The following is a 26550-nucleotide window of genomic DNA, read 5'->3' on the forward strand; positions in this document are numbered from 1 at the left end:
AAATAAGGCAATCTATATGTCACAAAAAAAAGCCCTTGTTGTCGATGACAGCACAGTCACCAGATTGATGATTCGGAAAATAATTTCTGAAAAACACCCGAATTGGGAAATTTTGGAAGCTGACTCGGCGGACAAAGCTAATCTCATTCTCCCTGATCATCCCGACATTGATTTTTTTAGTTTAGATCAAAATATGCCGGGCACGATTTCAGGCCTTGATCTTGCAGAAAATTTAAAATCATCCTACCAAAATGCAAAAATTGTTCTAATCACTGCCAATATCCAAGATGCGATCAAAAATAAGGCAAAAAACTTAGGCATCGATTTTATAGAAAAACCAATTACAGCAGAAAAAATCATCCCCGTTTTGGAAAACTTATGAACCACCTTACAGAATTAGAACGTGATTCATTATGTGAATTGTTTAATATCAGTTTAGGTAGTGCTGCAAAATTAATGAGTGAAATGATCGCCGATGAAATTTTATTAACGGTTCCAACATTAAAACTCATTACAAAGTCTGAAGCTAGAAATTTTGAAAACTTATCAAAACAAGAAGTTTGCACTGTCGAACAAAAGTTTGTTGGTGATATCGGAAAAGGTTCAGCTTTTCTATTATTTCATAAAAGTTCGAGTTTAGAAATTGTAAAGATGATGATGAAAGATTATGTGGCACTCAATGAAGTGTCTCAATTTGAAAAGGATGCTCTTGTTGAAATTGGTAATATTATTCTAAATGCAATTTTATCTAATTTAGCCAAGATGTCAAATTACCACATCGAAACAAACGTCCCTGAATTTTTCTCAGGAAAATATGAAGATTTGCTCTTAAATCGAGATCCGAATGAGGATAATTCAATCCTTTTAGTCTTCATCGATTATCAATTAAAAGGTAAAGAAATTAAAGGATATATATTTTTCATTTTGAATTTTGATAGCATTAAAAATTTATCCCGAGTACTCATAGAAAAGTTAAAATAGTGAATGTTTTAACAAAAAAACATTTATTGGCTATTATAAAAAAATCAGGAATTGGTATTCTGATTTTAGATGAATCATTAAATATTATTTTAACCAACCAATGGATTTTAAAACATTCTAATTTACGTGAATCAGATCTCCAAAACAAACATATTTCCGATGTCTTTACCGATTTAGTTGGTACTCGTACTCTAAAATCCATTCAGCAATGTTTAGAATCTTCTCAGTATTCTATCTTAACTCATACTCTGAATCCGTTTCCATTTCCATTGTTTGAAAATGAACAAAAGAAGTTAAAAAATGAAAGGATATACCAATACCTACATGTAATACCAATTTCCATTGATGATGAACCCAATCGATTTTGTATGATTCAGATTTCAGATGTTTCCCAACAAGTAATACGAGAAAAATTATTACGCGAACAAATGATCATTGCCAAAGAGAGAGAAACAGAGGCCAAAAAAGCATCCCAAGCAAAAACAGATTTTTTAGCTTCAATGAGCCATGAAATTAGAACGCCCCTCAATGCCATTTTAGGTATGGCTGATACATTAAATGAAACAGATTTATCAGAAGAACAAACCGAATATCTGACAGTCCTGCGAAATTCCGGAAGGGCATTGTATAATATCATCAATGATATTTTAGATTTTTCTAGAATCGAATCAGGAAAATTAGAAATTGAATTCGTTGATTTTTCGATCCATGAATTGATACAAGAAACTATTTCTCTTTTTTTGATCAAAGCAAAAACAAAAGGAATTCATATCTCCTATTCTATCAGTGAAGAGATTTCCCCAATGATCAAAGGAGATTCCACTAGAATCCAACAGATTCTTATCAATCTAATCGGAAATGCGATGAAGTTCACTGAAAAAGGAAGCATTTTCATAAAATTAATGTTAAGCGAAAAGAAAGAACACCTGGTATTTGAAGTGAAGGACACTGGCATCGGAATTCCAAATGACAAACTACAATCCATTTTTGAAAGTTTTACACAGGTAGATAGTTCTACGACCCGAAAGTATGGTGGAACTGGACTTGGGTTATCAATAACCAAAAAATTGATATTAATGATGAATGGAACGATTTCTGTTCAAAGTGAATTAGGAAAAGGATCAACTTTTCAAATCGAAATTCCTTATGAAGGATTACTCCCATCAGAATCAAATCAAAACCAACATTGGCTTGATTTAGAATTACCAAACCCAGAAAATTTTCCACCATGTAAAATCCTTTTGGCAGAAGATTCAGATGAAAACGTATTCATCATCAAAACGTTTTTGCGTAAATATCCTATCCAATTGGATATAGCTCAAAATGGAAAAGAAGCATTTGAAAAATTCAAATCTGGCGATTATGATCTAGTTTTGATGGATATGCAAATGCCAGAGATGGATGGAATGGAAGCGACTAAACAAATTCGAATTTTTGAACAAAGGAATATAAAAAACCAAAGCGGTGAAACTCCTATCATCGCAATTTCTGCCAACGTACAAAAAGAAGAAATTAAAAAGAGTTTTTTAGCAGGCATTACGTCTTACTTAGCAAAACCGGTTCGTAAGATAGAGATTCTAAAATTAATTTATTTTTATATCGCCCGCTAAAATCTAGATCCGATACGCCCTTAGGTTTCAAAGGCATCCATTACTTTAAAACTTTTTCGACAGCTGTTTCTGGATACGCTTCTGAAACCGAAGGTTCATTTAAAAGTTCATTTGCTTTTTCAACAGAAAGATAACCTGGTTCCGTTTGGAAACTTGTTAAACGTGGATTAAATGTATGGAATATTTGTATTTTGTATTTTTTAGCTAATTCTGAAATGAATTCTTTTGATTGGTCAGTTCGAAAAGAAACAACGATAATACCTGGCAGTACGATGTTGGGTCCATATCCATTCCCTGGATTGTAAACCTCGGTAACTTTGGATTCATTCCCAGATTTTAATTGATTGGAAACTAAAGTTTTTCCTGGTTTACGAAAGTTCCAACCTGCTTTCAGATTTTTATTCGCATAACTTTTATTTTGCGAACCACTGACTTGATTGGGGGCAATGAATTCCGCTTCTAAGTTCGGGTTTCGATAAAAGGTCTTTTGAACTCCACCTTCTGTGTAGGTGATCTGACTTGGTGGTTCCTTTGATAAAATTGAAGATACAAAGAAACAACCCAAGATAAAAAATGAGAAGAGAAAACGTTGTGATAGGAAAATTAAAATTTGTTTTGTCTTCATAGTTTACCTACCATAAATTTTCATACGGACAGTTTGAATTGTTCCCGTATCACCAACACCACCATCATACATTCGAATGGTCCAATTCCCATTTGGATTCTCACCTAGTGTTCTAGCAATTCCAAACCGATAGGTGGAAGAGCCGGTCATGGCTGCAATCGTTGTACTGCCAAATGTACAACCTGAATTTGTCGCAGGATTTGCACAGGCATGTGGTTCCGCAAGTACACTTTGAGTCATACCATTCGGCGAAGTCACAACAATTCCAAGTTCAGGAAAATAGGTATGACCTGTTGTGATTTCAACATCGACATATTCTATATAACTAATACTAGACGATACAGGATACATCACCGATACACCAATCACATTATTATCTGGAATTGCGGTTCCATAATTAACTGCGGACATCGTCTCAACCCTTTGTGGAGTCGTGATCGGAGTCCAAGAACTAGCTCTTAGTAACAATTGTTCTGCGTCAATGGCCCCAAATCCATACTTATGGTTAACATGTAACCCAGCTCCGTTGGTATCCCAATCAGTATCACCTATATCGTTTTGTCTTGCAGAGTAAGCCACTAACTCGCGAACATCCCTCCATGTTAGTGATGGGTATTTACTAAGAAGTAGGGCAACTACCCCTGCAGCAAGTGAAGTGGCCGAGGAAGTTCCATTGAATCGTCTTGTGTAATTCGAAAAGGAATAATCTCCTGATGTTCCACCGGCGTTCAATCCAAATACACCAGCTGCATCCGTTGTTGTGATTGCCGTTGTATCCGCAGTCGCTGAATTTCCTTGGGTATGGGCTACCGCCCAAAGGTTGGCACCTTCTTCCGAATAGGAAGCTTTCATTCCATTTTGCCCAATGCCACCGATCGCCATCACACCATAATAATTGGCCTGCCCATCATAATTCGCATTATCGACTAACAATGGTGAAATAAATCGATTGGGATCATTGTTATTCGCTCCGTTTGCACCATTACCCGCTGCCCAAAGGTATACGGTTCCCAATCCCCCACGACCTGAACTGATTCCTTCGTTGATGCCTTGTTGCCATAAGGAGCTAGATGGCCATAACCATCCATACTCATCAGGGGAACCCCAACTATTATTGGAGATGTAGACTTTCCCCATCTCATTCACCATGGCTCGGTATTCGTCTGAAGTATAAATGGTGGATTTCTCTAGTAGGTTCACACCCACCAGTTTGGAGCAAGGGGCCGCTCCCCTAACACCGATTCCATTCCCACCACGAGCACCGATCACACCTCCAACAGCGGACCCATGAAAACTAGTACTATAGGCATGTGATGGGAACAAAGAATTGTTAAATAAATTCAAACCTTTGGCAGAAATTGAGATATTATCTTTTAAGTCTTCGTGTGTTAGATCAATTCCATCATCCACCACGCTGACGATGACTTGGTTTCCTGAATATCCTTGGTTCCAAACAGATCGGACGCGAGCATCCTCACCCGTTGTTCCTCCAAGTTGTCCATAATTGTATAGGTGCCATTGGTCATTAAAAAGAGAATCTGAACTTGTGGGCGAGAACGTACAATCCAATTCCCGAGCATTTAAAATTGAATTGAGAAGGTATAAAAATAAAAAATCGTCACTCACTAAATCGTTATTTTTTTTGGGAACACAATGGCTCAAAATAAGGAGTGTCACCAACAAAAAAGCGGAGATCCAACGTTTGAGAGTCATGTTTTTATTTCCTTACTAAAGAATAACAATTAGTCGATTGGTTTCAACCGAATTCTAGCGAAAAAATGATCCTTTTTATGCCTTGGCTTCTGCTAATCGTTTAGACCGGTCTTCCTGCACCAATGCATCAATTAATTCATCCAAATCTCCTTCCATAATGGAAGGAAGATTATGACTCGTAAATCCAATCCTATGGTCAGTACAACGTCCTTGTGGGAAATTGTAAGTACGAATCCGCTCCGATCGATCGCCAGAACCTACTTGTGCTTTTTTCAAGGCATCTGCACTTTGTTTGGCGGACTCTGCTGCTTGGTCTGCAATCCTTGCACGGAGTACTCTCATGGCTTTATCGCGGTTTTTAATTTGGGAACGTTCTTCTTGGGAAGCAACAACAATGCCTGTCGGTATATGAGTGATTCGAACAGCCGAGTCGGTTGTGTTGACGTGCTGACCACCGGCACCGGAGGAACGATACACATCGATTCGCAAATCACTTTCTCTAATTTCTACTTCTTTCTCTTCTGCTTCAGGTAGGATGGCAACAGTGACTGCCGATGTATGAATCCTCCCACCAGATTCAGTTTCTGGAATTCGTTGTACTCGATGAGTCCCAGATTCAAATTTGAATAAATCATACGCTCGATCATCATCCAAAGAAAATACAATTTCTTTGTAACCACCAATCCCTGTTGGACTCATATCAATGATCTCAGTGCGAATTCCTTTTTTATCAGCATACTTATTGTACATTCGAAATAAGTCAGCACAAAACAAACCAGATTCTTCACCGCCTGTCCCAGCGCGAATTTCCACAAGGATACTTTTTCCAGAATTTGGATCTGGAGGTAATAACATAATTTCGAGTTCTTTTGCAAGTTCTTCTAACTTTTTTTCACCTTCTTCAATTTCGGATTTTAACATGTCGTGCATGTCCGCGTCATTTTCCGATTCTAATAAAGACTTTGCATCTTGGCAATCCTTGGTGATCCTTAGGTATTCGTCGGCTTTTGTATATACTGGCGTTAGGCGAGATCTTTCTTTCGATAGATTCTTCAAAGTATCAGAAGCAGTGGCCTTTGCGAGCTCATCCTCGATACGCAGGTATTTTTCTTGAATTTTTTTCAATCTATCTATCATGTCTATGGAAAGGATACAGAATGCCTGTTTTTGATAAACCAAAATCTAATAAGGATTTGAGAAACCCGTGAACGAACTCCCACATAAGGGCAATTCTAATGGATTTTTAGAGGGTCTCATCGAGTTATTTGCTGGGTTTGAGGACTATAGAAGTCCCTATGCTCCAACCATCCAACCACCCGAGGAACTATTAAAAGATTTGGTTCAAAATGCTTCCTTCAAATCGGGACTGATTAGTGCTACCTGTTCCCTGCCTCCAGGGCCTTTGGGAATCTTGAGTATCCTTCCCGAGTTACTGATGGTGTATCGAATCCAGGGACATTTGATTATGGATATTGCCGCACTCTACGGAAAAGAGGTACAGGTAACCAAAGAATTGTTACTTTATTGTTTATTCAAACACGGTGGGGCACAAGTTTTTCGTAAAATCATCGAAGAATCAAGTTTTAAAATTCTCATTCGCCCAACAACCGTTAGGGTATTTCAATCGGTGTTAGAAAAATTAGGAATTATGATTTCCAAATCAATCATTCGTAAACAATTTGCTCGTTGGGTTCCCATTGGTGGTGCCGTCGTAACAGGAACTTTTGCTTATTATGATACAAAACGTGTAGGGAAAACAGCCATGGAACTTTTCTCAAAAGAAATCCATTCGGACGAAATCAGGGACCTGTTGGAGACTCAGTGAAATTTTTTTTCCTCATTATTTTTAGTTTATTTACTTTCATCCATTGCCAATCCAAACATGAATCCTTAGTTTCTGAAATTGAAGATCTCATAGCAAAAGAAAAGTTTGAAAAGGCTCTTGTTTTACTCCAAGACCGACTTTCTTCAAATCGTTCCACTGCTGAAATTTTATCAAAAAACAAACCAAACCAACCTCGACTTTTTGCTGTATCTGAAGACAGGACCAAAATCGTTTGGACAGAAAATAAAACTTTATTTTTCAAAGATCTGGTAAATGACAACAGAAACTCTATTGAATTAAAACTCAGACCTGACTCCATACAACTATCAGCTAACGGAAACTTTGTGGCTGTCCAATATCCGTTAAAACAATATGGAGGTTGTGCTTTATTTGCTTATTCAACGAATGATTCATCACTGGAACACGAATCCATTGTGCATATCCCTTGCAAAACAGGTATGGCCATTTCCAATTCAGGTGACATCTTATTATATTTTTTTGAAAATCAATTGTTTGTCGAAAAAACAGGAAAATCTTCAAAACCGGAACGTTTTCTTTCCAGTGATTTGTTTCCATCCCCCTATCCAAAATTAAAAATTCAATATCACATTTCATCGATTGGAAATGAGTATTTAATTTGGTCTGGTGTTGGAGGCGCTTACCATTTGTTTTTTCTAAACATTGAATCTAAACGAGTATCATTACTCTCTAAGGATATTGTACTTCCTAAATTTTATTATAATAGCGGTAACTCTGGTTATGTGGTCGGAGGCAAAATTGGTGATTTGTATTTAAAAGAAGTAATTTACCAACAAGGGAAATCACCGTCCATCAACCGAGGAATTCCCATTGTCACCAGGGAAGCTTATTCTTGGAAATTGACAGGAAAAGATGAATTCATCACAACAAATCAAAACGATCCCAACCAACCGATGAAGTGGAAAGTTTCTGGCAAAAAAGAACATTTCCCATTCTTCTTAGAAAGGTTATGGGGAGTTGCTGGAGATAAAATTGTTTATGAAAGTAAACGTGGTGAACTAGTCTTGGATGATTTAAATTTTAGCGAAGAAGATTGGAAAATTTACGAATACTTTAAAAAAGTCCGGAAATTGAATGACGGTTAAGCCGCTTGGTCTTTCTCTTTTTTCGCCGAGAAAATTTGACAAGATTTGTACAAATCTTGGACACAATGAGAAGTAAGCCGCTCTAAGTCTTCTGATTGCAAACGATCCTTGGAACTTGGGCATACAGAAAGTCCCTTTGCGTATAAGGGGCATTTTACATAAAATTCGTTTTTAGGTAGAGACTTCTGTGGCATAACTCTGAAAATTTTTTGTGAAAAGCATGCCCTGTCAAACGGATTTTAAGTGAAATCATAAAATTAAAATTCAAAAAAATTGGTGTAAGACTTCTAAATTTAAAAGTACAAATTTAAGATTGTAGGGTTTTCTACCGAAATCACTTGGTCTTCAAATGTGAAGTCTCTTAAATTGAATGTTTTGCCATTCCAATGGTTTTCAAATAAGTGCCCAGAGAGAAACACTTGCACTAAGTCCTGTGCTCTCGTTGATTTGATGTACTTAGCCATTCCTTCTCGTTTCCAAACATTGACATCGGTTAAATCTAATCCTGACCATTTCATATTGGGAAAGACAGCTGCTGGGGATATCAAACCATCCACCGCCTTTCCTGTTAGGCGACTATACAAAGATGCATCAAAAACATCCTGTCCAATAAAAATAGCAACCTTCCAACCAGGCACAATCCAAATTCGATCTTGATTAGATTCACCAGCTGAATAGATTTTTTGTTCATCCTCTGACAAAATTATTTTTTTGACCATCGGTTCCATAAGTTTTCCATCAGCAGAAAATGGGATCGCAACATTGTATAATGGACCTTTAGGATCCAATACGAGATTTCCTTTTACTATTTTTGGATTCGGTAATACAATGGTTCCACCTAATATCGGAACATTATAATCCTTTGCTAAGGATGAAAAAGTACGAACATAAACTTCAGCCATCAATTCTGACTTTGCTAAAACCAAATCAGAGAAACTAAAATTTTCACCTTTAGTTTTCAGTGCTTCGGATAAAGAATCCGAATTTAAAAATTTTGATTTTTCATTTAGAAAAACAAGTCCACTCCCTATATGTTCTGGAAAAATAACGATAGTTTTGCGATCGAATATCCCAGAAGACTTAGCTTTCGCTAATGTTTCATCAATTCTTTCTTTCCACCATTCTTCCTTTACATAATCCTCAGGTCTCAAAACAAGTTGGATCCCGACAAGGTTTCCATATTTCCTGTCTGATCCATTTGTTTGGATAGTAACCTCATTCCATGTTTTATTTGGTTTTTGAATTTCTTCGTCAACCTCAGGTTTGCTAAAATTAAAATCAAATTTGAAGTCAAAATTAAAACTAAAATCGTTTTTTGGTAATTCCAGTTTTGGTGTTGGAATCGTTTTTTCGAAATCCTTTAAAAAGGTCGCAGAACCATATCCTAACCCAAACAATACAATGAATAATAAAATTTTATACGGTGGTACGTAGAGGTTATGCATATTCTTTTAAATAAAGTTGGACAGCTTCCAACATATACTCCGAAAAAAGTTTTTTTGGATCAAAGGATTGGATATTTACCCATTCCATATAATCATGTTCGTCAGACAAATTTACTTTACCTTCCAAACATTTTGCTTCATAAGCGATGATAATACAAGGATGGTTCCCTTCATTCACTCGATGTTTATGGACAAAAATAGGAACAGGATTGACTTCAATTTTAATATTTGAGCCCAGTTCCTCGTCTATTTCTCGAAAAATACTTTCGGTCCAATCATTAAAAAATTCATCTTCATTCATCCTCCCACCAGGAAGATCCCCGTGTCCGGATTTTTTATCTCTTAAAACTAATAATAAATCACCGTCTCTTAAAAAAAGTTTTTGAGTGATTTGAAAAAAACCATGTTTACTCACAAAGAATTTCCCCAAACATTGATTTGGTGGTCTACAGCATATAATTCTGGTTTTGGAAGATTTTTTGTATGATGTTGGTTTACCATTCCTAATGAAACACTCGCCAATTGTGAAATGATTGGATCCATCGACTCGGTTGGAACACCAAAAAACAAAAAGTTAACAGGACTTCCATCACTTATCAAATAAATTTCCTTTTCCAAATTTAGTTCAGGAATTTTGAAAATAATTTTAGATCCTAGATCCATTTGTGTTTGAGGATCCAAAATTCTATGAAACGAGATTAAGGTCTCCTTTTCAGCTAATTTAGGATTATCAGTTAAATTTAACTGATTCGTCCATTGGATAAAATTAGCAAATTCAACTGTCTTTGTAGAACCTGATGCCAAAAACAATTGTTTGTGTTCACTTTTAAGGATCCATGATTCAAAATCTTTTGGTTCTAAAATAGATTCACCAGTCACACCAATCACCAAATCGATGTTTGCAAACTCTGTTTCACTTACTCTATTGAAAAACTGTTTTTGCAAATTTGAATTCAATTCAAATTTTCGATCTACTTCTAAGACATCCAAATGGGATTCGTGAAGAGAGCCACCGACCAAGTATTTTTTCAAAAAACCGCCAATGTTACCTTTGGAACCTAAAATGAGTACATTACGTTTGGATAATACTTTTCCAATTCCATGGAGAGTATTTTCAATCGCATTTATAATGGAACGGGCAACCTCTTTGGATTCTTCCAAAGTTTTTTCCTTTGAAATTGCTATTGAATATGCAGGTAAAAATAACGATCCTTTGTCTTGTTTCACTTTGGTTAATCGGTCATAACCGTTCCTAGTGTGTTCCACTGTACCCACGATATGCGAATTTAAAATCTCAGAAAACTTTTTGTCTTTTAAGGAACTAAATTTTCCTTCAACCCAGAATTCAGCCAAAACTTCGCCAAACGAAACATTGTCTAACGCTCGTTCATTGAGGATGGGAGCAATATATCCTCCATCTTCAATCAGAATCATTTTTTCATTTTTTTCGGCCAATTCAAATAGTTGATTTAAAAACAAATACATTGCCAATCGGCGCATGGCTTCAAAAAATCCTAATTTTGCTTCTTCTAATTTATGTCGAAATGAAGTATGAACTTCAAAATCACTATAAAGCGGAGATACACCGTAATATGGAGTGTTGTTATTTGTAAGTTTAAACTCCAAACCTGCCATATAAAATGATTCTGTTGGAATATCTAATAATATATCCAAATAGATTGGAGGAATATTACCTCCATATTTCACAAAGGCAACATTCAGAGACTTTGCTTTCAGCCTTCTAAAAGTTTCTATCAATGAAATAATTTCCGAAGTAATATGATGGATTAAAAAAATATGAATACCATCAAAATTGAATTTGTGGTCTTTTGAATTCGCAATGGTTTCTAGAATTGGCATTCGTTTTAAATAGAAATTAGCATCAACTAACGTGCGTTTTTGATTGAAACTAAAATTTAAAACTCGATCTAACCTCGAAAGATCAACATACACTGCAGTTTTCCCGATCTTAGCTCTTAGTGTATTTCCCTCTTTAATTTTCTTGGAAGCAGAAGAATCTTCCAATAGTAAAAATAGTTTTTTTAATATGGAAAGGGAGACACTTGGATCGGAACTCAAAATCAAATTGCGATACTGTTCTTCCCAATAGAAGTTGATATTAGACAGTTTTCCAAGTGGGGTTTTTTCAATTTGTGAAAACACTTTGCTAAAGTGACTATTCTCTTCTTCGTAAAATGTTTCCCCTTTTTGGGCTACGTTAATGATTCCATTACTCAATGATTCACTGATTTTGGATGCACCAGCAATGTATGTTCTAGAATGTACATCGCTAATTACTTCATGTTGGATATTTGCCAGATTCAAACACCCATCTTCCCGCGAATCAATCGTTATGCGAAGGAAAAAATCGCCAATTCTATTTTGATTTTGTACTCTCTCCATTAATATATAATAACCTGAAGGATGTACAAATTCCGTATCAAAAGGAAATAGCAAGGCTACAGAGGAATTTCGATTTGGGTCTTCTCCGTAAAATTCTGGATGAATTTTTTTTGCGATCGATTGCTGCTGGAATGATCCGAATACAAATCGTAAATTCTCTTCAAATTCTTCTCGAAACAAAACCCAATCTTTAAGGATTCCTGCTCTCGCAAAAACTTGGACATGTTGGATGTGCATATCCACTAACTCATGATTGATGTTAGGATTGATTTTATATGAAAATGCTAAGTCACCGGGTAAAGATTGTAATAGATTTCCAATTTCTTCACCAATCGTGCGAGATAGAATCGATAGTCCAAAAAAGATTCGAAGATTTGTTAAGTCAATTTCCCATAAACCGTCTTCTACTTCGTGTAAGGTGGGCCCAAGTGATGTTTTAATTTGTTTCTCTGAAGTCATATGCTTATTGAAAATCAACCACTACCTTTACACTCGATGGATCTTTGGCTTTTGCATATGCTTCTTCCAATTGATTGGCGGGGAATCGATGAGAAATCAAATTTGTTTCTAAGGAATTTGTGATTTCAGGGTTATCTTTTAAAAGGGAAATTGCCATATGGAAATCACCGCAACGTGAACTATGAATTTCTTTTCTTTGTTTAAAAAAATCTTTAACCAAACTGAGATCAGATGGCCAATCCGAATCATTTGTTGTATCCACTAAAATCACTCCTCTAGGTCGTACAAGTGAATTTTCATGTTGAGCAGATGGTCTTATTGCGAAACCAATTTGATCTGGTTTTGATACCACAACAAAATCAAAACGAGGCATTTGGCCAATAAATGATTCGGAATTTAAAATTGATTCGCCTGTCGATGCATTGCCTTCATACACTTGGAATCTTTCTTTCAATTCAGATTTTATCGATTCTGAAACTCCATCAAAAACAAAAACATTTTTGTTACTTCGTTTTTCTTTTTGCCAATGGAAATTAGTATTCTCTAAAGAATAAGGCAAAATAGAAAGTTCATCCACAACCAATTCGGTTAAATGATGGATTCCTGCCATCGATTGACCATTAGTTGTTTTTAAATGGACTTCTCTTTTGGAAATTTGAAGAGCAGTTTCAAATCCAGAAGTGGTTGATGTTGTATCATAAACAATATCAAATTTATTTTTTAAACTTTCAACATTCGTTATGCGAAGGTCAATAATTTCGTCGGCTCCCATTTCTTTGGCTAATTTCACTAAATGATCATGTCGTGTAATTGCTGTAATGCGAAAATTGGATCCATTTGTTTTTCTATAAGATGAAAGTGCGGCAAGTACCAAACTACCAAGCCGCCTCGGGCCAAGAACGGCTACATGATCACCAGGTTTAGGTGGAGAGGCAATGATCGCTTGTAAGGCAGCTGCAAAAGGTTCCATTAACACGGCCGCTTTGGGAGACACACCTTCCAAATTGATCGCAGCGTGAACTGGTGCTAAAATATAAGGTCCAAAACCGCCAGGCAGGCGATCAATTCCAAGAACCCTCCTTTCTGGAGAATGGGTTGGGATTCCTTCTTTACAAAACACATCCGGATTTTTGTCCCCTCGGGCTTCGTAGGTGTCGTTGATTTCCACAACGAATTGTTTCCCTTGGTTTTCACCAAGTCCTTCTGCCAAAACTTCGTGACCAATGATTTGTGGAAGGGGGAAAGGTAAAAATCGTCTATCAATATCAGTGGAACAAACCCCACAGGACACAGTTTTGAGAGGGATGTAACCTGGGCCTAATTGGAGATATGGGGAACCATTCCGCTTGATTTCCCAACCTTCATCTTGATTGCCAATGTATTCATATTCCGCTGATTCGAACGAGTCATCGGAAAGGTAATCCTTTGCTCGGAATTTTAGATTCATTACCTATTGTTGATAAAAAATAGAAGAATGATCGTCAATGTAAAAAAGGTAAAGTTAAGCAGAAAGCCCTGTCTGATTTCTTGTCTTTCTTTTTCACCGAGCAAATAACTTGTGACAAAGACGGAAAAAAATCCTCCGAGGTGTGCCCAGTGTGCCACATTATCTCTAGCAAAGACATTCGTCACATCAGAATACACCATCATCCATCCAAACAAAAACACAGGAAATGGAATTGATTTATGTTTAGAAATGGGAAAACGAAAGGGTGAAAGTAGAGTCGCGGCAGATGCAAGACCTGAAATTGAACCACTTGCCCCAACGATGGGAGTTCTATCTCCTAAAATGAGTCCACGTACAATTCCATCGCCTAACACTGATAATATACCGGCCATAAAATAGAACAATAACCATTTTGCCTTTCCAACTCTTCTTTCGACAACTCTACCAAGCAATAAAAGAAAAAATAAATTGGATAAAAGGTGAGCACCTGATCCGTGAAAAAAAGTAGATAAAATCCAATTGATTGGTTCTATTTCTCCGGGTGTAGCAATGAAATATTCTGTCACTAAATTTGGCAAAAAAATAGAAACAAAAGGGTATAACAAAAATAAAAATAAAGCAAAACTAGCTGTTAAAGGAAATTCCCAAATGAATGATCGCATAACTATTTAAATGTGGGATTTTTTGCTTCTTCAGGATTTCGAAAGTATGCTGGATCAAAGTTCGGAATCCCTGTTGCCAATTCATGTAAATCAGGTTGTTTCCAAATTTGTTCGTAATAATTAAGTGATCCATAAGAATCAAAATGGCTATCATATAAGAGTCGTAAGTATTTTTCTTTATCACTGACGATGATACGAATCACTTCATTCACCATGGCTTCAAAACTGCGACTCTCTTTATCAAATTCATCAACAGAATCGTGTAATAATCCAAGCAAAACTATATATTTTTCCGCTTGTTTTAAGGATTTTAAAGAGTAAGCCAATTCTTGTAGTTTCATCAAATACAAATAGGGTCGGATATTTTTTCCAATGGTTAATTTTTGTTTGGCCACTGCAATTTCACGGTATCCCAATCGTAAATATAGTTTTGTTTCTGTTTTTTCCTTCCCATTGGCAAGCCTTGCCAATCTTCCCAATTCTATTTCCAATTCTTCAATTTCATCTTCTAAAACATGGATGTAAAGTTGGATGAGTAATCCTTGTGTCCTCCGTAGTTCCGCATAAGATTTTCCTAAATCCATTTGTAAATGTAAGATTTCGGACTCAATGTGGTGTTGCACGCAACGTTTGAAGTATTTTTTTTGGTCTTCTGTCCCACGATTGCTGATAGTAGAATTTAAAATGCGAAGAAACTCGTAGTTATCCTTAAGTCCATAACTAACACGGATTAACTGTGTCGCTTTGGAACTGGATTGGTCCGGCGTCATCTCTCCCATTGCCGTGAAGAGAAGCAGTAGTATTACCGAAAATCGTTTCATCTATGCAACTAGTTTCGGCCGTACCTGGAAAACATTAGCATGATAAAAAAGAAAAGACATATACGTCTCATATTTCAGAATTATGTCGAGAGGAAACTGTGCAAAAGTTAGGATCACTACCCAATTCTCCCCTAGAAGCCATTGACCAACTAAAAACAGAAATGGACCAACCAGTCTGGGAAAATCGCCTCTTGGATTTGATGAAATTGGCTGCAAATAACGATAAAAATGTTTGGGCAATGATCTACCAAATCATCCGAGAAGCGGATTCGGGAAGGTTGTCATGGGGATACCACAAAGTACTACTTTCAGGAATGGTATACCTACTCTCCTATGTTGGAGATTCCAAAAGTTATCGTGTCCTTGTGAATTATGTCAAATCTTTGGATCGCACAATACCCATTGGAGCAATGGAATTGATCTCCGATTTACTACCAACATTTGCAGAACTTGATATTCGTGAACTATTTGTGATCGCAGCCAACCAAGATGAATTAAAATCCGCATTTGGTGTTCTGGCATTATGCAAACTCAATTTAGAAAATCGGCTTACGGAAGATGAAAAAACAAATTTAAAGACCTTTTTATCCAATTATAAAAATTTGAAATACTATTTAAATGATACCATCGAACTCACGTTGGAACAATTAAATGAAACTGATTCGAGTGACATGTTATCAGAACTTGATGGAATTATCTTATGAAAGCAGCAGTTTTGACTCCGCGATCTAGGTCTCTTGAAATCCAAGAGTTGGATCTACCCCCACTCCAACCAAACCAAGTAAAGGTGAAGGTAAAAGCATGTGGGATTTGTGGTTCTGACATTCATTTTATCTTACATGGGAAAATGAAGGCAACTTATTCACCCTGTGTCCCTGGCCACGAAACATCTGGAGTTGTCACCGAAATCGGTGAAGAGATCACAAAACTTAAAATAGGTGATAGAGTTGTTGTGAGTGCTGGAACATCTTGCGGAAAATGTAAACATTGTTTGTCGGGACGGGAAAATCTTTGTGAACAAATAGGTGTGATTGGTTTTAATCAGCGAGGTGGATTTGCAGAATTCATCCAAACAGAAGAAAGATACCTTCATGTTTTACCAGATGAAATTCCTTTTGCGGAAGGTGCCATTTTAGCAGATGCTGTCTCCACTCCTTACCATGCAGTCAAATACCAAGGAGAATTAAAAGAAGGAGAAACAATTGCCATTATTGGCTGTGGTGGCTTAGGGATTCATGCGGTGGCGATTGCGAAAGCTCTCGGAGCAGGAAAAATTTTTGCAATCGATATCGATAGTGGAAGTCTAGAAAATGCAAAAGCATATGGAGCTGACGAACTTATCTTAGTTGATAAGAACATGCAAGTGGGTAAAGTTTTAAAGGAAAAATCTGGTGGGATTGATCTTTTGTGTGATTTTACAGGGTACATGCCAAACATCGAAAGCAGTGTCCGGGCAATGAATCGAGGGGGAAGGATCGTACTTGTTGGGATCGGCAGAAACAAACTCGAAATACCAATGCCATTTTTTCTCATCGAAAGGCAAATTCGTATTACGGGGTCTTATGGATCGGATAGACGAGCCATACCTGAACTCATCCAACTCTACCAAGAAAAAAAGCTGAATCTCACCAAGTCAATCAGTGGAATCCATAAACTGGAAGATACCAACGAGTATTTGCATGCATTAGAAGAAAAAAAAGGAAATCCCATTCGTTTCATCATAAACCCGGAACTTTGATCCACTCAATCCAGTGTGTTATTTGATTTCCACCAAAAGAAAACTCAAGTCATCCATTTGGTGACGCCAACCATTTGAAAATCGAAACAAAGAATCTTGCAGAATGCTAGATAAATCTTGTATGTTGTGAAATCGATATTCCCATAACAAGGATTTTAGTCTCTCTTCCCCGAAACTTTCTCCATCTTCATTCAACAAATCAAATATACCATCTGTATACAGTAAAATTCTATCCTTTGGTTGTATTGATACCGTCTCCTCTGCATACGATTGTTGGGAAAAAAGACCTAAAGGTTTTCCTTTTGCTGTTAGGTGTTTCACTTCCGTTTCTGTATTGCGTATGAGAAACAAACTTGGATGACCCGCATTGCTAAATGTGGCTGTATACGATTCTGTATCAATAAAGAGATAAGTTGCAGTGATGAATAAATTTTTTGTTTTACCAACCAAATGCCGATTCATCAAATGAAAGACTCTCGCAGGAAATTGAAGATAAGGACCTGCACCTACAAAAGCCATTTTTGACATGGCAGCAACCATCGCAGAAGAGATGCCATGACCCGAAACATCGGCTATCAGTATCGCCCAATTGCCCATACTATCCTTTGTATGGTCAAAGTAATCACCTCCTACCGATTCCAGGTTTTGCGAAAAACCGATGATACGAATTTTATCATCTTCATTGAATTTTGAAGACAATAAAGATTTTTGTAAAGCGTGAGCCAATGCAAGATCTTTATCAATTTGAATGAGCCTTTGTAATTCTTTATTTTTAGATCTGAGTTCCGCATTCATTCGATTGATGGAATGTAATAGTTCCCAATAGTGTTTAAAAACATAATAACCAAAAAAACCTAACATCAGAAAAAATCCATAATGGATAATTCTAAACTGATGGTTTACGATTTCCAAATCTACAAAAGTATCATGAAGACCAGCAATCACTATGATTAAAATGCCGATGGTAATCTCTCTTACTTTTTGATTCCCTTTGATAAAAACATAAATTGAAGAAACGATAGCGATGAAAGCTTCCAAAACTACAATCCAATTGTATCCTTCTTCGCTGTTTAAAAATGATATTCCATTTTCGTAATGCCGAAAAATGGAAATGAAAAATACAATGACATGCAGAAAAGCAATGAGTTTGAATAAGTTTCTAAAAAATGGAGGGAAAACACATATTAAAAATAACAAAAGTGCAAATGGAAAAAAAGTAAAATTGAGAAAAGTTAATGGTACAACATAGTTCGCATATTGTCGCAATGAGAAACCAACAAATCCGTTTAATGCTTCGATCAAAGATGCGGACATTAACAAAATTGAAAAATTAAAAAAGATCATCTCCTTTCTTCGTAAAAAATAAAATCCCATAAAAATGATAGATAATACAAGTAAAATGGGAGCGAAAAAAGTTTTGGAAAAATTTTCCATAAATAATTCGATGAGTGCTTGTGAATGGTTTTTAAATATTACATCATGATCCATTCCTATAAACCCATTGTATCGAGACTCGAATTGGATAAAAATAAAACCTTTTGGTTCGGAATTTAATGGAATCAAGTGTGGGAAAATAAAATCTGTCACATCGGTTTGATAAACAATTTCTCTGCCTTGGAAAACTTTAAATCGTTCTAAAGCAATTTCCGAATACAAAATGGGACTTTGTAATTGGCGGATGAATTGATCACTAAACTTTATGTATAAATATTCTTTTTCTTTTTTTTTAAAACCTAAAACCTTTTCCTCGATTCGAATCCAATTTTCATTTGGAATGGACTCGGGGTCTAAAATTTCTTGTTCTGACCAATAATAATACCGATCAACCAAATAAATCGATTGTTGCAGATGGTTTTCCACTTTGCTTTCTGAATGGAGATCAAAACAATTTTGGAAAGATAGAAACCCAAATAAAAAAAGAACGAATTGAATCTGAAGTGGAATGGATTTATATGATTTGACTTCTTTCAATTTTCAATTCCTATAGAAAAAGCAGGATTACGTTCAATGAATCGCACTCGATTCCAATCACTTTTTTACCTACTTCCTTTACTATTATTGTCTCTTTCTGCTCTAATTGCACAAGAGATTAAATCACCCCAACAACTCTTCATGGAAGATAAGATGGAATGTTATTCGATCGCAACCGAGATCGATGGCCAGGAATACCAAAAGTCACTCAAGTGTATTTCTCAAGATTCCATTTGTTATATCATCCAGGGATTTGCAATGAGTTGCATTCCCAGATCTGGTCGATATCCATCGGACCTTCCTAACCTAACTCCTAAACCAACCCAGCCATAATCGTATAACAGGAGATTTATGAAAATCAAAACAAAAATCAGTGAGATGTTAAAAATTGATCTACCTATTATTGCCGCACCGATGTTTCTGGTCTCCTATCCAGAGCTAGTGGTGGCAGTTTCCGAAGCAGGTGGGATAGGTTGTTTCCCATCTCTCAATTACCGAACGCCAGAACAATTACGGGAAGGCATTCTTGAAATTCGTTCCAAAACAAAAAAACCTATTGGTGTGAATTTGATTTTACATAAGGAACATAATCCAAATTGGGCGAAACAATTTGATGTGGTGATGGACTTAAAAGTAGAATTAATCATAACAAGCCTTGGAACACCAAGAACAATCGCCAAAGAAATCAAATCCAACGGATCCTCATTGTTCTGTGATGTAACCACATTAAAACATGCAAATATTGTCGCGAAATCTGGTGCGGATGCATTAATTGCAGTTTCACAAGGAGCAGGTGGACACGCTGGTGCCATCACTCCTTTTGCATTAATTCCGTATCTCAAAAAAGAGACAGGCCTTCCAGTCATTGCTGCTGGTGCCATTTCAAATGGATCACAAATGGCCGCAGCTTTATCCCTCGGAGCCGATGCTGTGTATATTGGAACTCGATTCATTGCCACTCCAGAATCGCGAGCTCAAAACGAATACAAACAAATGTTAATTGATTCGAGTCCTGACGAGATTATTTATACAGAAAAAATTTCAGGAATCCCTGCCAATTGGTTAGCTAAATCAGTAAAAAGATCACCAGAAATTTTAGAAGATGGTCCAAAAAAAATTGCGGCAGGCCATGCAGGCGGAGAAAAAGCCATTGAACAAGAATACAAACGTTGGAGAGATATTTGGTCTGCAGGCCAGGGTGTTGCGCAGATCGATGAGGTAAAACCTGCAGGTGAGATTATAAAGGAAATTGCCAACGAATATTTGGCAACTATCAACTCCCTCCCTAGATAAATTCGCTAAACAAAGATAATGCGAATCTTTTTTAAACAAAGATTCGCTATTTTTTTGTATTAATCATTTTTATGCAATTTGTGGATGGTTTCAATCATACCTTTTGTATCTAAATAATCATTTGATTTGTACAACATGTCCCCATCTGCATTCAGGATCAAAAAGAATGGTAAACCTATTTTTAATTCAGGATAATTTGGATCATTTGCAAATTCGTCAAAAATGGGATCAGTATCGTAAACCTTCCATAATACCACATCTTTTTGAAAAGTTAGGTTCCATTCCTTATTGGAAAGAGTGATTTTTTGAAATTCCTTACAATTGGTACACCAATCTGCATAAAAATCAATGAAGATGGGTATATTTTTTTCTTTGGCGAGGGCAAAAACATCCGCTTTATTTCGATACCAAACCAAATTCCCGTGTTCTTCCTTTAACATCTGCTCTGCGAATTTATGATTGGATGCGGAAAATCCATCTTCTTTTCTTAAAATGGAAACAGTTAACAATGAAAATAGAAGTAGAAGTGACGAAATGGCAACCAACTGATAGAGTGATTGTTTCATTTTCTCAGTTGGGGATCCTTCTTGTTTCAGAAGGAAAAGGGAAACTAAGGAGAGGGTCCAAAGTAAAAAAACGTTAATACTTAGCCCAGATTCAAATCCCCATAAAGCGAAAGCCTTATCCAGGTATGTGTAAGAAAAATAAAAAATGAGGATTGCCAGAGCCCACTGGATGTACTTCATCCATTTTCCTGATTTCGGTAAAGATAATCCGAACACACCAATTAATAAAAAGGGAATTCCAAGTCCCATTCCAAAAAGAAACATCTTAAAGGATGTGAATAAAATTGGTAATATCTTAAATCCTTCCGTTTGGTATGTGATGAGTTGGACTAAAATAGAAACTACGACTGGCCCTACACAAGGGGAGGATAATAAACCTGCTCCCATTCCCAAAAAGAATGTGTTCGCATAATTTAAGTTAACCGAATTTTTAACGTCCCCTGAAAAAAAAGGAAAATACAAAAATTCTGCAACGCTAAGACCCAATACAAACAAAAGCAGTGAAAGGACTAGTTGTGTTTCTGGATAACGTAAAAATGAATTAAATACCCCTCCACTCACTCCAGCAATCAAACCGAAGATTGCATACATAAGAGCAAGTCCAAAATAATACACAAGTGGGTGAGACCATTTATGTTTAGAAACACGAGTTTTTAAAATGCCGGCAGTGATGGGATAAAGCGGATACACACAAGGGAGTAAACCTGACAATAATCCTCCTAAAGCTAAAAAGAAAACGGTGGTTAAGGAAAAATTGCCAGATGACAATTGTGATTCAATGAAGGTTTGGATTTCAGAAAACATAAATTTTATCTTAGAATGTGGCTGTGGCTTTCAAAACGATACTTCTGTCCAATCTACCATATTCGGAAATTGGAAATGTTACCGGTTTCGAAAACTGTTCTCTATATTCGACACGATTTGATGCCTCCCCGGTACTGTCTACATACCATTTATTGGGTTCCCCTTTTGCATCATAGGAGCGAACTTCTGTGTACCCTAAAGCAAGCCTCGTTGTCGCAGTTAGGAACCATTCTCCAAAAATTTGTTTTGATACATAATAGGATTGGTTTGAATATCGGGGTTCCGTGGTTCCAGGTTGGAAACGCACCCAAGGCTCTCTTTCCACAGTTTCTGTGGCACGTAAGCCAGGGTTTGGTCCTCCCGTAGCTGCCTCACCGCGGGCAACAAGGCGTAGGATTCCATTCCCAAGCCCAAGCCATACGTAAGCGCCACGGCCAATTGCTTCCGGAACCATGGTTCCCTGTTGGTAGGGCGCCATTCGATCGACAATGGTTCCACCCAATTGTTTTTTGAACATCCCACCTAGTCCCAAATTAACTGTTTCTTTCCAAATTAGATTTGATTCTAAAGCGACCACTTGCTCTTGGTTGAGAGAAACTGGCCCTTGCCTTCTCGTATTTGGATTACCATCATCCAAAAGGCATTTTGTTTTTCCTTCTCGACATTCATCACTCGCATAACCAAAAGCATTCGATGCACGACCGAGCAGATGAATTCCTGTTTTTAGATTTTCTGTCCAAGTTGGTTCCCATGCTATTTTTCCAATAACATCATATCCAGTGTTTGTTGTATTTTGAACATTTCTATAACCTTCGCCATTCACCACTGCGGTTTGAAGTGAAAATGACCTCCATCTAACCAGATAATTGATTCCTAAATCTACTGGGTCTCTAGCGAAACCAAGTGACTCGAGGGGTGATTTATCAAAATAACGCCAATCATAATACCCAGACCAAACCGAAAACATATGAGGTAATTCAAACATTCCAAATTGGATTTGGTGTTTTGTATTTCCTAGTTCGAATGTTTTTGCCAGGTTTGCTCGCCTAACAAGAAATACATATGGATTTTCTTTTGTTCCCGTTCCAACAGAAGTGTCATTTGTTAGTGCATCATTTCTAAGAATTTCTCCCCAAAATTCTACTTTTAATCCTAAATCTTCCCATTCTTTGGAAATGGAAAACAAGGTCCAGGGCATGGAAAATCCAGACTTATCGGAAGGGGAAAGGTCGGTGGTTCCAGAAGCTTTGTCTCGGATTCGTAACGAAGCCGTGGGAGTGATGATGGCACCTAGTTTTAAACCATAATAACCATCTGGTTCTTCTTTTTTAGTCGTAATTACCTCTTCACCTAATATAGGATAGGTGAAGAGTGAAAGTATGAAAATATATCGATAAATAAACTTCACTTTTTGCCGTAAGTTTCATCCGGTGTAATCGATTTGTCTTCCCAACCAATTGGTTTATGGCATGGCAAACAACGATTCAACATTGGAAATTCCTTTCGCTTTTCTTTCAAAAGAACGGTAGCCCCTTCTTTTGTGATGATATCCTTATATTCGTTTTTCTCAAGTTCCGTGGCACCTTCTTTTTTCGCACCACCTGTCCCTTTTGGAAAATCAGTCCCGTTGATATTCACAAGACCTTCACAAACACAGGTATAACCCCGTTTTTCTTTTTCTTCAAAAAAGACACCAAATGCAGTCCCTCGCACTCCCGCAGTGGTTGTTGGTGTGGAAACCTCAAAACTTCCTTTTTTGAAATTGTTCACCCGAAACCAAGCCGCTCCATTTTGGACAAAAGCTTTCGCTACCTTTTTCTCAGAATTCCATTCTTTTAAGGTAAATTCTGTATTTGGTTGGATTCTGATTTCTGTTTCTTGGTACAAAAAGTCGACTTTCGAACCATTTCCTGTTTTGATCCGATCACCGGGTTTGAGTACATCGTTTACCTTCAGGGTTTTCCAAAGTTTGGAAGTATCAGATGCTGATAAAAAACTCACTTTCCCACGTGTGAAGGTAGCGACGGCAAAGTCTTCTGCAAACAGGGAAACGGAAGTTAGGAGAGAAAAAAGGATGGTTAGAGGGATTTTGAGGCTCATAATCACTCTAACAACCATAGGGAAATAAATTATCAATCAAAAACTAAATTAGCAAGGATATCCTAAGACCTTACCAAGGGATGGCAAATCCCAACTGAGACAATTTGTACTCCAATTCCTCACGTTCTCGGCTTTTTTTAGCGGTTGTTCCTTGGTCATCTAACATTCCCAGTTCGATCGCTTTTTTACGAGCACCTTCCTTTCCCGAAACATTCAGAGCTGCGATGATTTCTGTGTCATATTTCGTTAAGTGAAGGGCACTCAATCGGTAGTCCACAAACGCTTCCCAAGTATGAGGTACCCATTTTTTTACAATTTGTTCACCAATGGTTTTCGCAAATAAACGAATTTCTAATTGAGCATGATCGTCCATTCTGAGTGCCAAAAAATGGAGTAAATTATGTAAGTCTATTTTCCAATACGCTTCTGTGTAAGTTGCGAGGGGAAGGTCCTTTCTTGCTTGTTCACGGGCAACACCCATTTCCAATCTTTCATTGTAAATATCATTGGCAAATTTTTGGAATTCCGTTTCACGCTTTGTTAGGTGGTCACCTTTAGATGATTCTAAAAATCCATCACTTCCTTGTTTGTTACCTACTGATTGTACACGCCATTCTCCAGGCAAAGTAGTCTGTGCAGAATCAATGGCTACGGAATAACGCGTAGAGTATTCATTGACATTTGCCATACGATGGCGGATCCACTGACGCCAAGTGTCCATGGGAACTCTTACATGTAGCTTTAGTTCGCACATTTCAAAAGGAGTGCTGTGGCGATGGCGCATCAAATAACGAATGAGACCTCGGTCTTCATTTACCTTTTTTGTTCCTTTTCCGTACGAAACGCGTGCAGCCTGAACGATTGATTCATCTGAGCCCATGTAATCCACAAGTCTGACAAACCCATCATCCAAAATTGGGAAAGGTTTTCCTAAAATGGAGTCTAATTCGGGAACGGATACTCTTGAAATGGATTCGAAATCAGATTGTTGCATATTAGCTTTATTTTTTAGTTCACAGGCATATGAAAAGTCGAAAATAGAGTTATAGCGTACCGCACAGGCACATAAATAGAAAGGATGCTAAATGGCACTTGAAGAAAATACTTTGGAAGATCGTTTGATCAAAATTTCCACCAGAGAAAGTAACAAAAATCTCATGGTTAGCCCGGATAAAATTTATATTTTTCCGGTGCCAAAAACCACCTTCCAATTTTTGGAAAATATTTGGCAATCTTTCACGAACAAAATGGTTTCGCTTGTAGATTTTAACGACGATCCCATTTTTAATTTTTCGATTTTTGAAGTCATTGACCAAGATGAAATGAAAATCGTGGCAACTGCCACCCATTTCAAACTGAGAGAAATCGCAGAACGCCGCAAAATCCCTGGAATCGAAGAGTACATCAAAAAATCGAGACCCATCCATTTGGCCGATCCAAGGAATGAATCTGCACGTTTCATTCGAAAAGCGATCATTGATTTTAACAAAGGACTTCGTCCCGAAGTCACATTTGTGAATCTGAAAGAAGAAGAAATTCACCCTGAGAAAAAAGTTTTACTTTCTGAAACCATGAACCATGCCATTGGGATTCCACTTTTTGTGAACGAAAACCCAATTGGAATTTTATGGGGTATTACCAAAGATCCAATCCCTGAAGACCAAATCAGGCAGTTAACATTACAATTGTATTCTCTTTTTGATGTAATCGAGTTTGTTGTGGCAAAGGAAATGGAATCGGGGAACGACCATTACATTGCCCAAAAGAATATCGAAAAAGCAGATACGGTTTCTAACTCAAGAAACCTCTTTTACACGACTACCAAAGACCAAAAAGAACCGGTAACATCGATAATCTTTAAATCTCACCAGTATAACATTGAATATAGAATGGATGCATCCTTCATTATTCCAACAACTGACGGTTATGCGGTATCACTCAAAAGTTTTATTCCCGAAAAATTAAACAACACAGGTAAAAACCTTCTTCTCATCCCTGGATTTTTTTGTCGGCGTTCTGTAATGGACAAATTGGCAAAAGAATTGGCGCTCAAATATGGATACAGAGTGTTCTTAATGGACATGCGTGGTCGGTCGAGACAAACCATGCCAAAACATGGAAAAAAAGAAGGATGGACCGTTGATAATTACATCCAAGACGATTTTCCTGAGGTACTTCGTTGGATTCGTTGGCACTATCCTAGTGAGAGAACTGTTGTCGTTGGGCACAGTATGGGAGGGATGATCCCAAGATTTTACGTTTCTTCTTATGAAACAATCAAAGAACTCAAAGAAGAATTCAATTTACCTCAACCGGAAGAATACATTGCAGGGATTGTCTCCATTACCTCACCAAATTATATCAGCTTAAAATCAAATTTTATTGGGTTGGATACGTTGAAACGAGGGTTTAGTATGCTCCCTCATAAAATGATTTCGGATATGATTTTAAGTATGGCAAGTTTTTCGATGCAAGCGACCATACAAACCATCGATCTCAAAAAATTCTTCAAACTGATTTTAAATCTTCATTCAAGTCTTAGAAGTTTTAGTTATAATATTGGAACCAAATCACTAACGATCAAAGACTTTGTGGGTTATAAAGAAATCACTCCTCCAGAATGGTATTTTCTCATGGAAGACGTATTTTGCGAAGAATCTGTCTCTGTGATCATGCAGTTTTTCCAAAGCCAAATTTCCAATGAAAGGAGTTTTTGGTCAAACGATGGTCGTATCAATTACACAGAGAATTTTTTGAACAATTTCACGATGCCAATCTATAGTGTGGTTGGAACTGTTGATAAAATTGTTCCAGAAGAAAGTTTAACAGAATTAAAAGATCTCAAATCAGAAAACAAAGTTACTACTTATTTTGAACAAGGCCATCTTGGGATTATATTCCATGGCGAAACAGTTAGAAAAATTTGTAAGGGAATGGACGAGTGGATACAAGGGTTAAAATGA

At 37.0% G+C, this 26550-nt stretch carries 25 protein-coding genes; 10 read left to right on the forward strand and 15 right to left on the reverse strand.

Going from position 1 to position 26550, the window contains the following annotated elements:
• The first annotated feature begins 16 nt into the window (after window positions 1–16).
• Genes LEP1GSC202_RS04735 through LEP1GSC202_RS04745 form a run of 3 tightly spaced genes read left to right on the forward strand, consistent with a single transcriptional unit; the run spans window position 17 to window position 2591 of the window.
• Window positions 17–382: a response regulator gene (locus tag LEP1GSC202_RS04735; RefSeq protein ID WP_015677174.1), complete on the forward strand. Its 366-nt coding sequence runs from the start codon at window positions 17–19 to the stop codon at window positions 380–382.
• Window positions 379–981, forward strand: a complete 603-nt coding sequence (locus tag LEP1GSC202_RS04740) for a chemotaxis protein CheX (RefSeq protein WP_015676609.1) — start codon at window positions 379–381, stop codon at window positions 979–981. The genes LEP1GSC202_RS04735 and LEP1GSC202_RS04740 overlap by 4 nt, the downstream gene beginning before the upstream one ends.
• Entirely contained in the window at window positions 981–2591 is a 1611-nt protein-coding gene (locus LEP1GSC202_RS04745) for an ATP-binding protein (RefSeq protein ID WP_015676735.1), read from the forward strand. Before LEP1GSC202_RS04740 ends, LEP1GSC202_RS04745 begins: the two co-directional genes overlap by 1 nt.
• Before the next feature lie 40 nt (window positions 2592–2631).
• On the opposite strand, the gene LEP1GSC202_RS04750 is transcribed toward LEP1GSC202_RS04745, so the two are convergent.
• The 3 genes from LEP1GSC202_RS04750 to prfA all read right to left on the reverse strand — a co-directional run bounded on the left by LEP1GSC202_RS04750 (window position 2632) and on the right by prfA (window position 6066).
• Complete coding sequence (locus tag LEP1GSC202_RS04750) at window positions 2632–3216, reverse strand: hypothetical protein (RefSeq protein WP_015677486.1); 585 nt, start codon at window positions 3214–3216, stop codon at window positions 2632–2634.
• Between the two features lie 3 nt (window positions 3217–3219).
• Window positions 3220–4929: a S8 family serine peptidase gene (locus LEP1GSC202_RS04755; RefSeq protein WP_015676838.1), complete on the reverse strand. Its 1710-nt coding sequence runs from the start codon at window positions 4927–4929 to the stop codon at window positions 3220–3222.
• 75 nt (window positions 4930–5004) lie between these two features.
• Window positions 5005–6066, reverse strand: coding sequence for a peptide chain release factor 1 (gene prfA / locus LEP1GSC202_RS04760; RefSeq protein WP_039928174.1), 1062 nt, complete (start codon window positions 6064–6066; stop codon window positions 5005–5007).
• Between the two features lie 67 nt (window positions 6067–6133).
• On the opposite strand from prfA, the gene LEP1GSC202_RS04765 reads away from it, so the two are divergent.
• Window positions 6134–6754: a hypothetical protein gene (locus tag LEP1GSC202_RS04765; RefSeq protein ID WP_015676767.1), complete on the forward strand. Its 621-nt coding sequence runs from the start codon at window positions 6134–6136 to the stop codon at window positions 6752–6754.
• Window positions 6751–7878 (forward strand): hypothetical protein, encoded by a 1128-nt coding sequence (locus tag LEP1GSC202_RS04770; protein WP_015676839.1) that lies wholly within the window; start codon window positions 6751–6753, stop codon window positions 7876–7878. Before LEP1GSC202_RS04765 ends, LEP1GSC202_RS04770 begins: the two co-directional genes overlap by 4 nt.
• Here the strand turns inward: LEP1GSC202_RS04770 and LEP1GSC202_RS04775 are convergent.
• The 7 genes from LEP1GSC202_RS04775 to LEP1GSC202_RS04805 all read right to left on the reverse strand — a co-directional run bounded on the left by LEP1GSC202_RS04775 (window position 7875) and on the right by LEP1GSC202_RS04805 (window position 15115).
• Window positions 7875–8072, reverse strand: coding sequence for a hypothetical protein (locus tag LEP1GSC202_RS04775; protein ID WP_015677631.1), 198 nt, complete (start codon window positions 8070–8072; stop codon window positions 7875–7877). The two genes, LEP1GSC202_RS04770 and LEP1GSC202_RS04775, sit on opposite strands and share 4 nt — an antisense overlap.
• Before the next feature lie 99 nt (window positions 8073–8171).
• Window positions 8172–9323 (reverse strand): carbon-nitrogen hydrolase family protein, encoded by a 1152-nt coding sequence (locus LEP1GSC202_RS04780; RefSeq protein WP_015677567.1) that lies wholly within the window; start codon window positions 9321–9323, stop codon window positions 8172–8174.
• On the reverse strand, window positions 9316–9738 hold the full coding sequence (locus LEP1GSC202_RS04785) for an NUDIX domain-containing protein (protein ID WP_015676345.1): 423 nt from the start codon (window positions 9736–9738) through the stop codon (window positions 9316–9318). The genes LEP1GSC202_RS04780 and LEP1GSC202_RS04785 overlap by 8 nt, the downstream gene beginning before the upstream one ends.
• On the reverse strand, window positions 9735–12185 hold the full coding sequence (locus LEP1GSC202_RS04790) for a hypothetical protein (protein ID WP_015677099.1): 2451 nt from the start codon (window positions 12183–12185) through the stop codon (window positions 9735–9737). Before LEP1GSC202_RS04790 ends, LEP1GSC202_RS04785 begins: the two co-directional genes overlap by 4 nt.
• Window positions 12186–12189: 4 nt before the next feature.
• Window positions 12190–13632, reverse strand: coding sequence for an MDR/zinc-dependent alcohol dehydrogenase-like family protein (locus tag LEP1GSC202_RS04795; protein WP_015676530.1), 1443 nt, complete (start codon window positions 13630–13632; stop codon window positions 12190–12192).
• The gene (locus LEP1GSC202_RS04800; protein WP_015677249.1) at window positions 13632–14294 is read right to left on the reverse strand and encodes a rhomboid family intramembrane serine protease; all 663 of its coding nucleotides are present in this window, start codon (window positions 14292–14294) and stop codon (window positions 13632–13634) included. The genes LEP1GSC202_RS04795 and LEP1GSC202_RS04800 overlap by 1 nt, the downstream gene beginning before the upstream one ends.
• Window positions 14295–14296: 2 nt before the next feature.
• Window positions 14297–15115: an adhesin OmpL37 family surface protein gene (locus LEP1GSC202_RS04805; RefSeq protein WP_015677357.1), complete on the reverse strand. Its 819-nt coding sequence runs from the start codon at window positions 15113–15115 to the stop codon at window positions 14297–14299.
• Between the two features lie 161 nt (window positions 15116–15276).
• On the opposite strand from LEP1GSC202_RS04805, the gene LEP1GSC202_RS04810 reads away from it, so the two are divergent.
• Together LEP1GSC202_RS04810 and LEP1GSC202_RS04815 are read left to right on the forward strand one after the other, a co-directional pair.
• Window positions 15277–15819 carry a hypothetical protein gene (locus tag LEP1GSC202_RS04810; protein WP_244147692.1) on the forward strand — a complete coding sequence of 181 codons (543 nt, stop codon included), beginning with the start codon at window positions 15277–15279 and terminating at the stop codon, window positions 15817–15819.
• Window positions 15816–16853 (forward strand): zinc-binding dehydrogenase, encoded by a 1038-nt coding sequence (locus LEP1GSC202_RS04815; RefSeq protein WP_015676447.1) that lies wholly within the window; start codon window positions 15816–15818, stop codon window positions 16851–16853. The genes LEP1GSC202_RS04810 and LEP1GSC202_RS04815 overlap by 4 nt, the downstream gene beginning before the upstream one ends.
• A gap of 18 nt (window positions 16854–16871) precedes the next feature.
• Here the strand turns inward: LEP1GSC202_RS04815 and LEP1GSC202_RS04820 are convergent, their stop codons facing one another.
• Window positions 16872–18824, reverse strand: coding sequence for a PP2C family protein-serine/threonine phosphatase (locus tag LEP1GSC202_RS04820; protein WP_015677142.1), 1953 nt, complete (start codon window positions 18822–18824; stop codon window positions 16872–16874).
• A 36-nt stretch (window positions 18825–18860) separates the two neighbouring features.
• On the opposite strand from LEP1GSC202_RS04820, the gene LEP1GSC202_RS04825 reads away from it, so the two are divergent.
• Window positions 18861–19157: a hypothetical protein gene (locus LEP1GSC202_RS04825; RefSeq protein ID WP_015676920.1), complete on the forward strand. Its 297-nt coding sequence runs from the start codon at window positions 18861–18863 to the stop codon at window positions 19155–19157.
• Window positions 19158–19175: 18 nt separating this feature from the next.
• Entirely contained in the window at window positions 19176–20117 is a 942-nt protein-coding gene (locus tag LEP1GSC202_RS04830) for an NAD(P)H-dependent flavin oxidoreductase (protein ID WP_015676341.1), read from the forward strand.
• Between the two features lie 59 nt (window positions 20118–20176).
• Here the strand turns inward: LEP1GSC202_RS04830 and LEP1GSC202_RS04835 are convergent, their stop codons facing one another.
• The 4 genes from LEP1GSC202_RS04835 to thyX are packed head-to-tail and all read right to left on the reverse strand — an operon-like array spanning window position 20177 to window position 24581.
• Window positions 20177–21487: a cytochrome c biogenesis protein CcdA gene (locus tag LEP1GSC202_RS04835; protein ID WP_015676825.1), complete on the reverse strand. Its 1311-nt coding sequence runs from the start codon at window positions 21485–21487 to the stop codon at window positions 20177–20179.
• Window positions 21488–21497: 10 nt separating this feature from the next.
• Complete coding sequence (locus tag LEP1GSC202_RS04840; RefSeq protein WP_015677443.1) at window positions 21498–22895, reverse strand: hypothetical protein; 1398 nt, start codon at window positions 22893–22895, stop codon at window positions 21498–21500.
• Complete coding sequence (locus tag LEP1GSC202_RS04845) at window positions 22892–23605, reverse strand: FecR family protein (RefSeq protein WP_039928177.1); 714 nt, start codon at window positions 23603–23605, stop codon at window positions 22892–22894. Before LEP1GSC202_RS04845 ends, LEP1GSC202_RS04840 begins: the two co-directional genes overlap by 4 nt.
• A 52-nt stretch (window positions 23606–23657) precedes the next feature.
• On the reverse strand, window positions 23658–24581 hold the full coding sequence (thyX, locus tag LEP1GSC202_RS04850) for an FAD-dependent thymidylate synthase (protein WP_015676724.1): 924 nt from the start codon (window positions 24579–24581) through the stop codon (window positions 23658–23660).
• Window positions 24582–24672: 91 nt separating this feature from the next.
• Here thyX and LEP1GSC202_RS04855 point away from each other — a divergent pair, with 91 nt between their 5' ends.
• A complete protein-coding gene (locus LEP1GSC202_RS04855; protein WP_015677141.1) occupies window positions 24673–26550 on the forward strand; it encodes an alpha/beta fold hydrolase in 1878 nt (625 codons plus the stop codon).

Source organism: Leptospira yanagawae serovar Saopaulo str. Sao Paulo = ATCC 700523, assembly GCF_000332475.2.
GTDB classification, from domain to species: domain Bacteria; phylum Spirochaetota; class Leptospiria; order Leptospirales; family Leptospiraceae; genus Leptospira_A; species Leptospira_A yanagawae.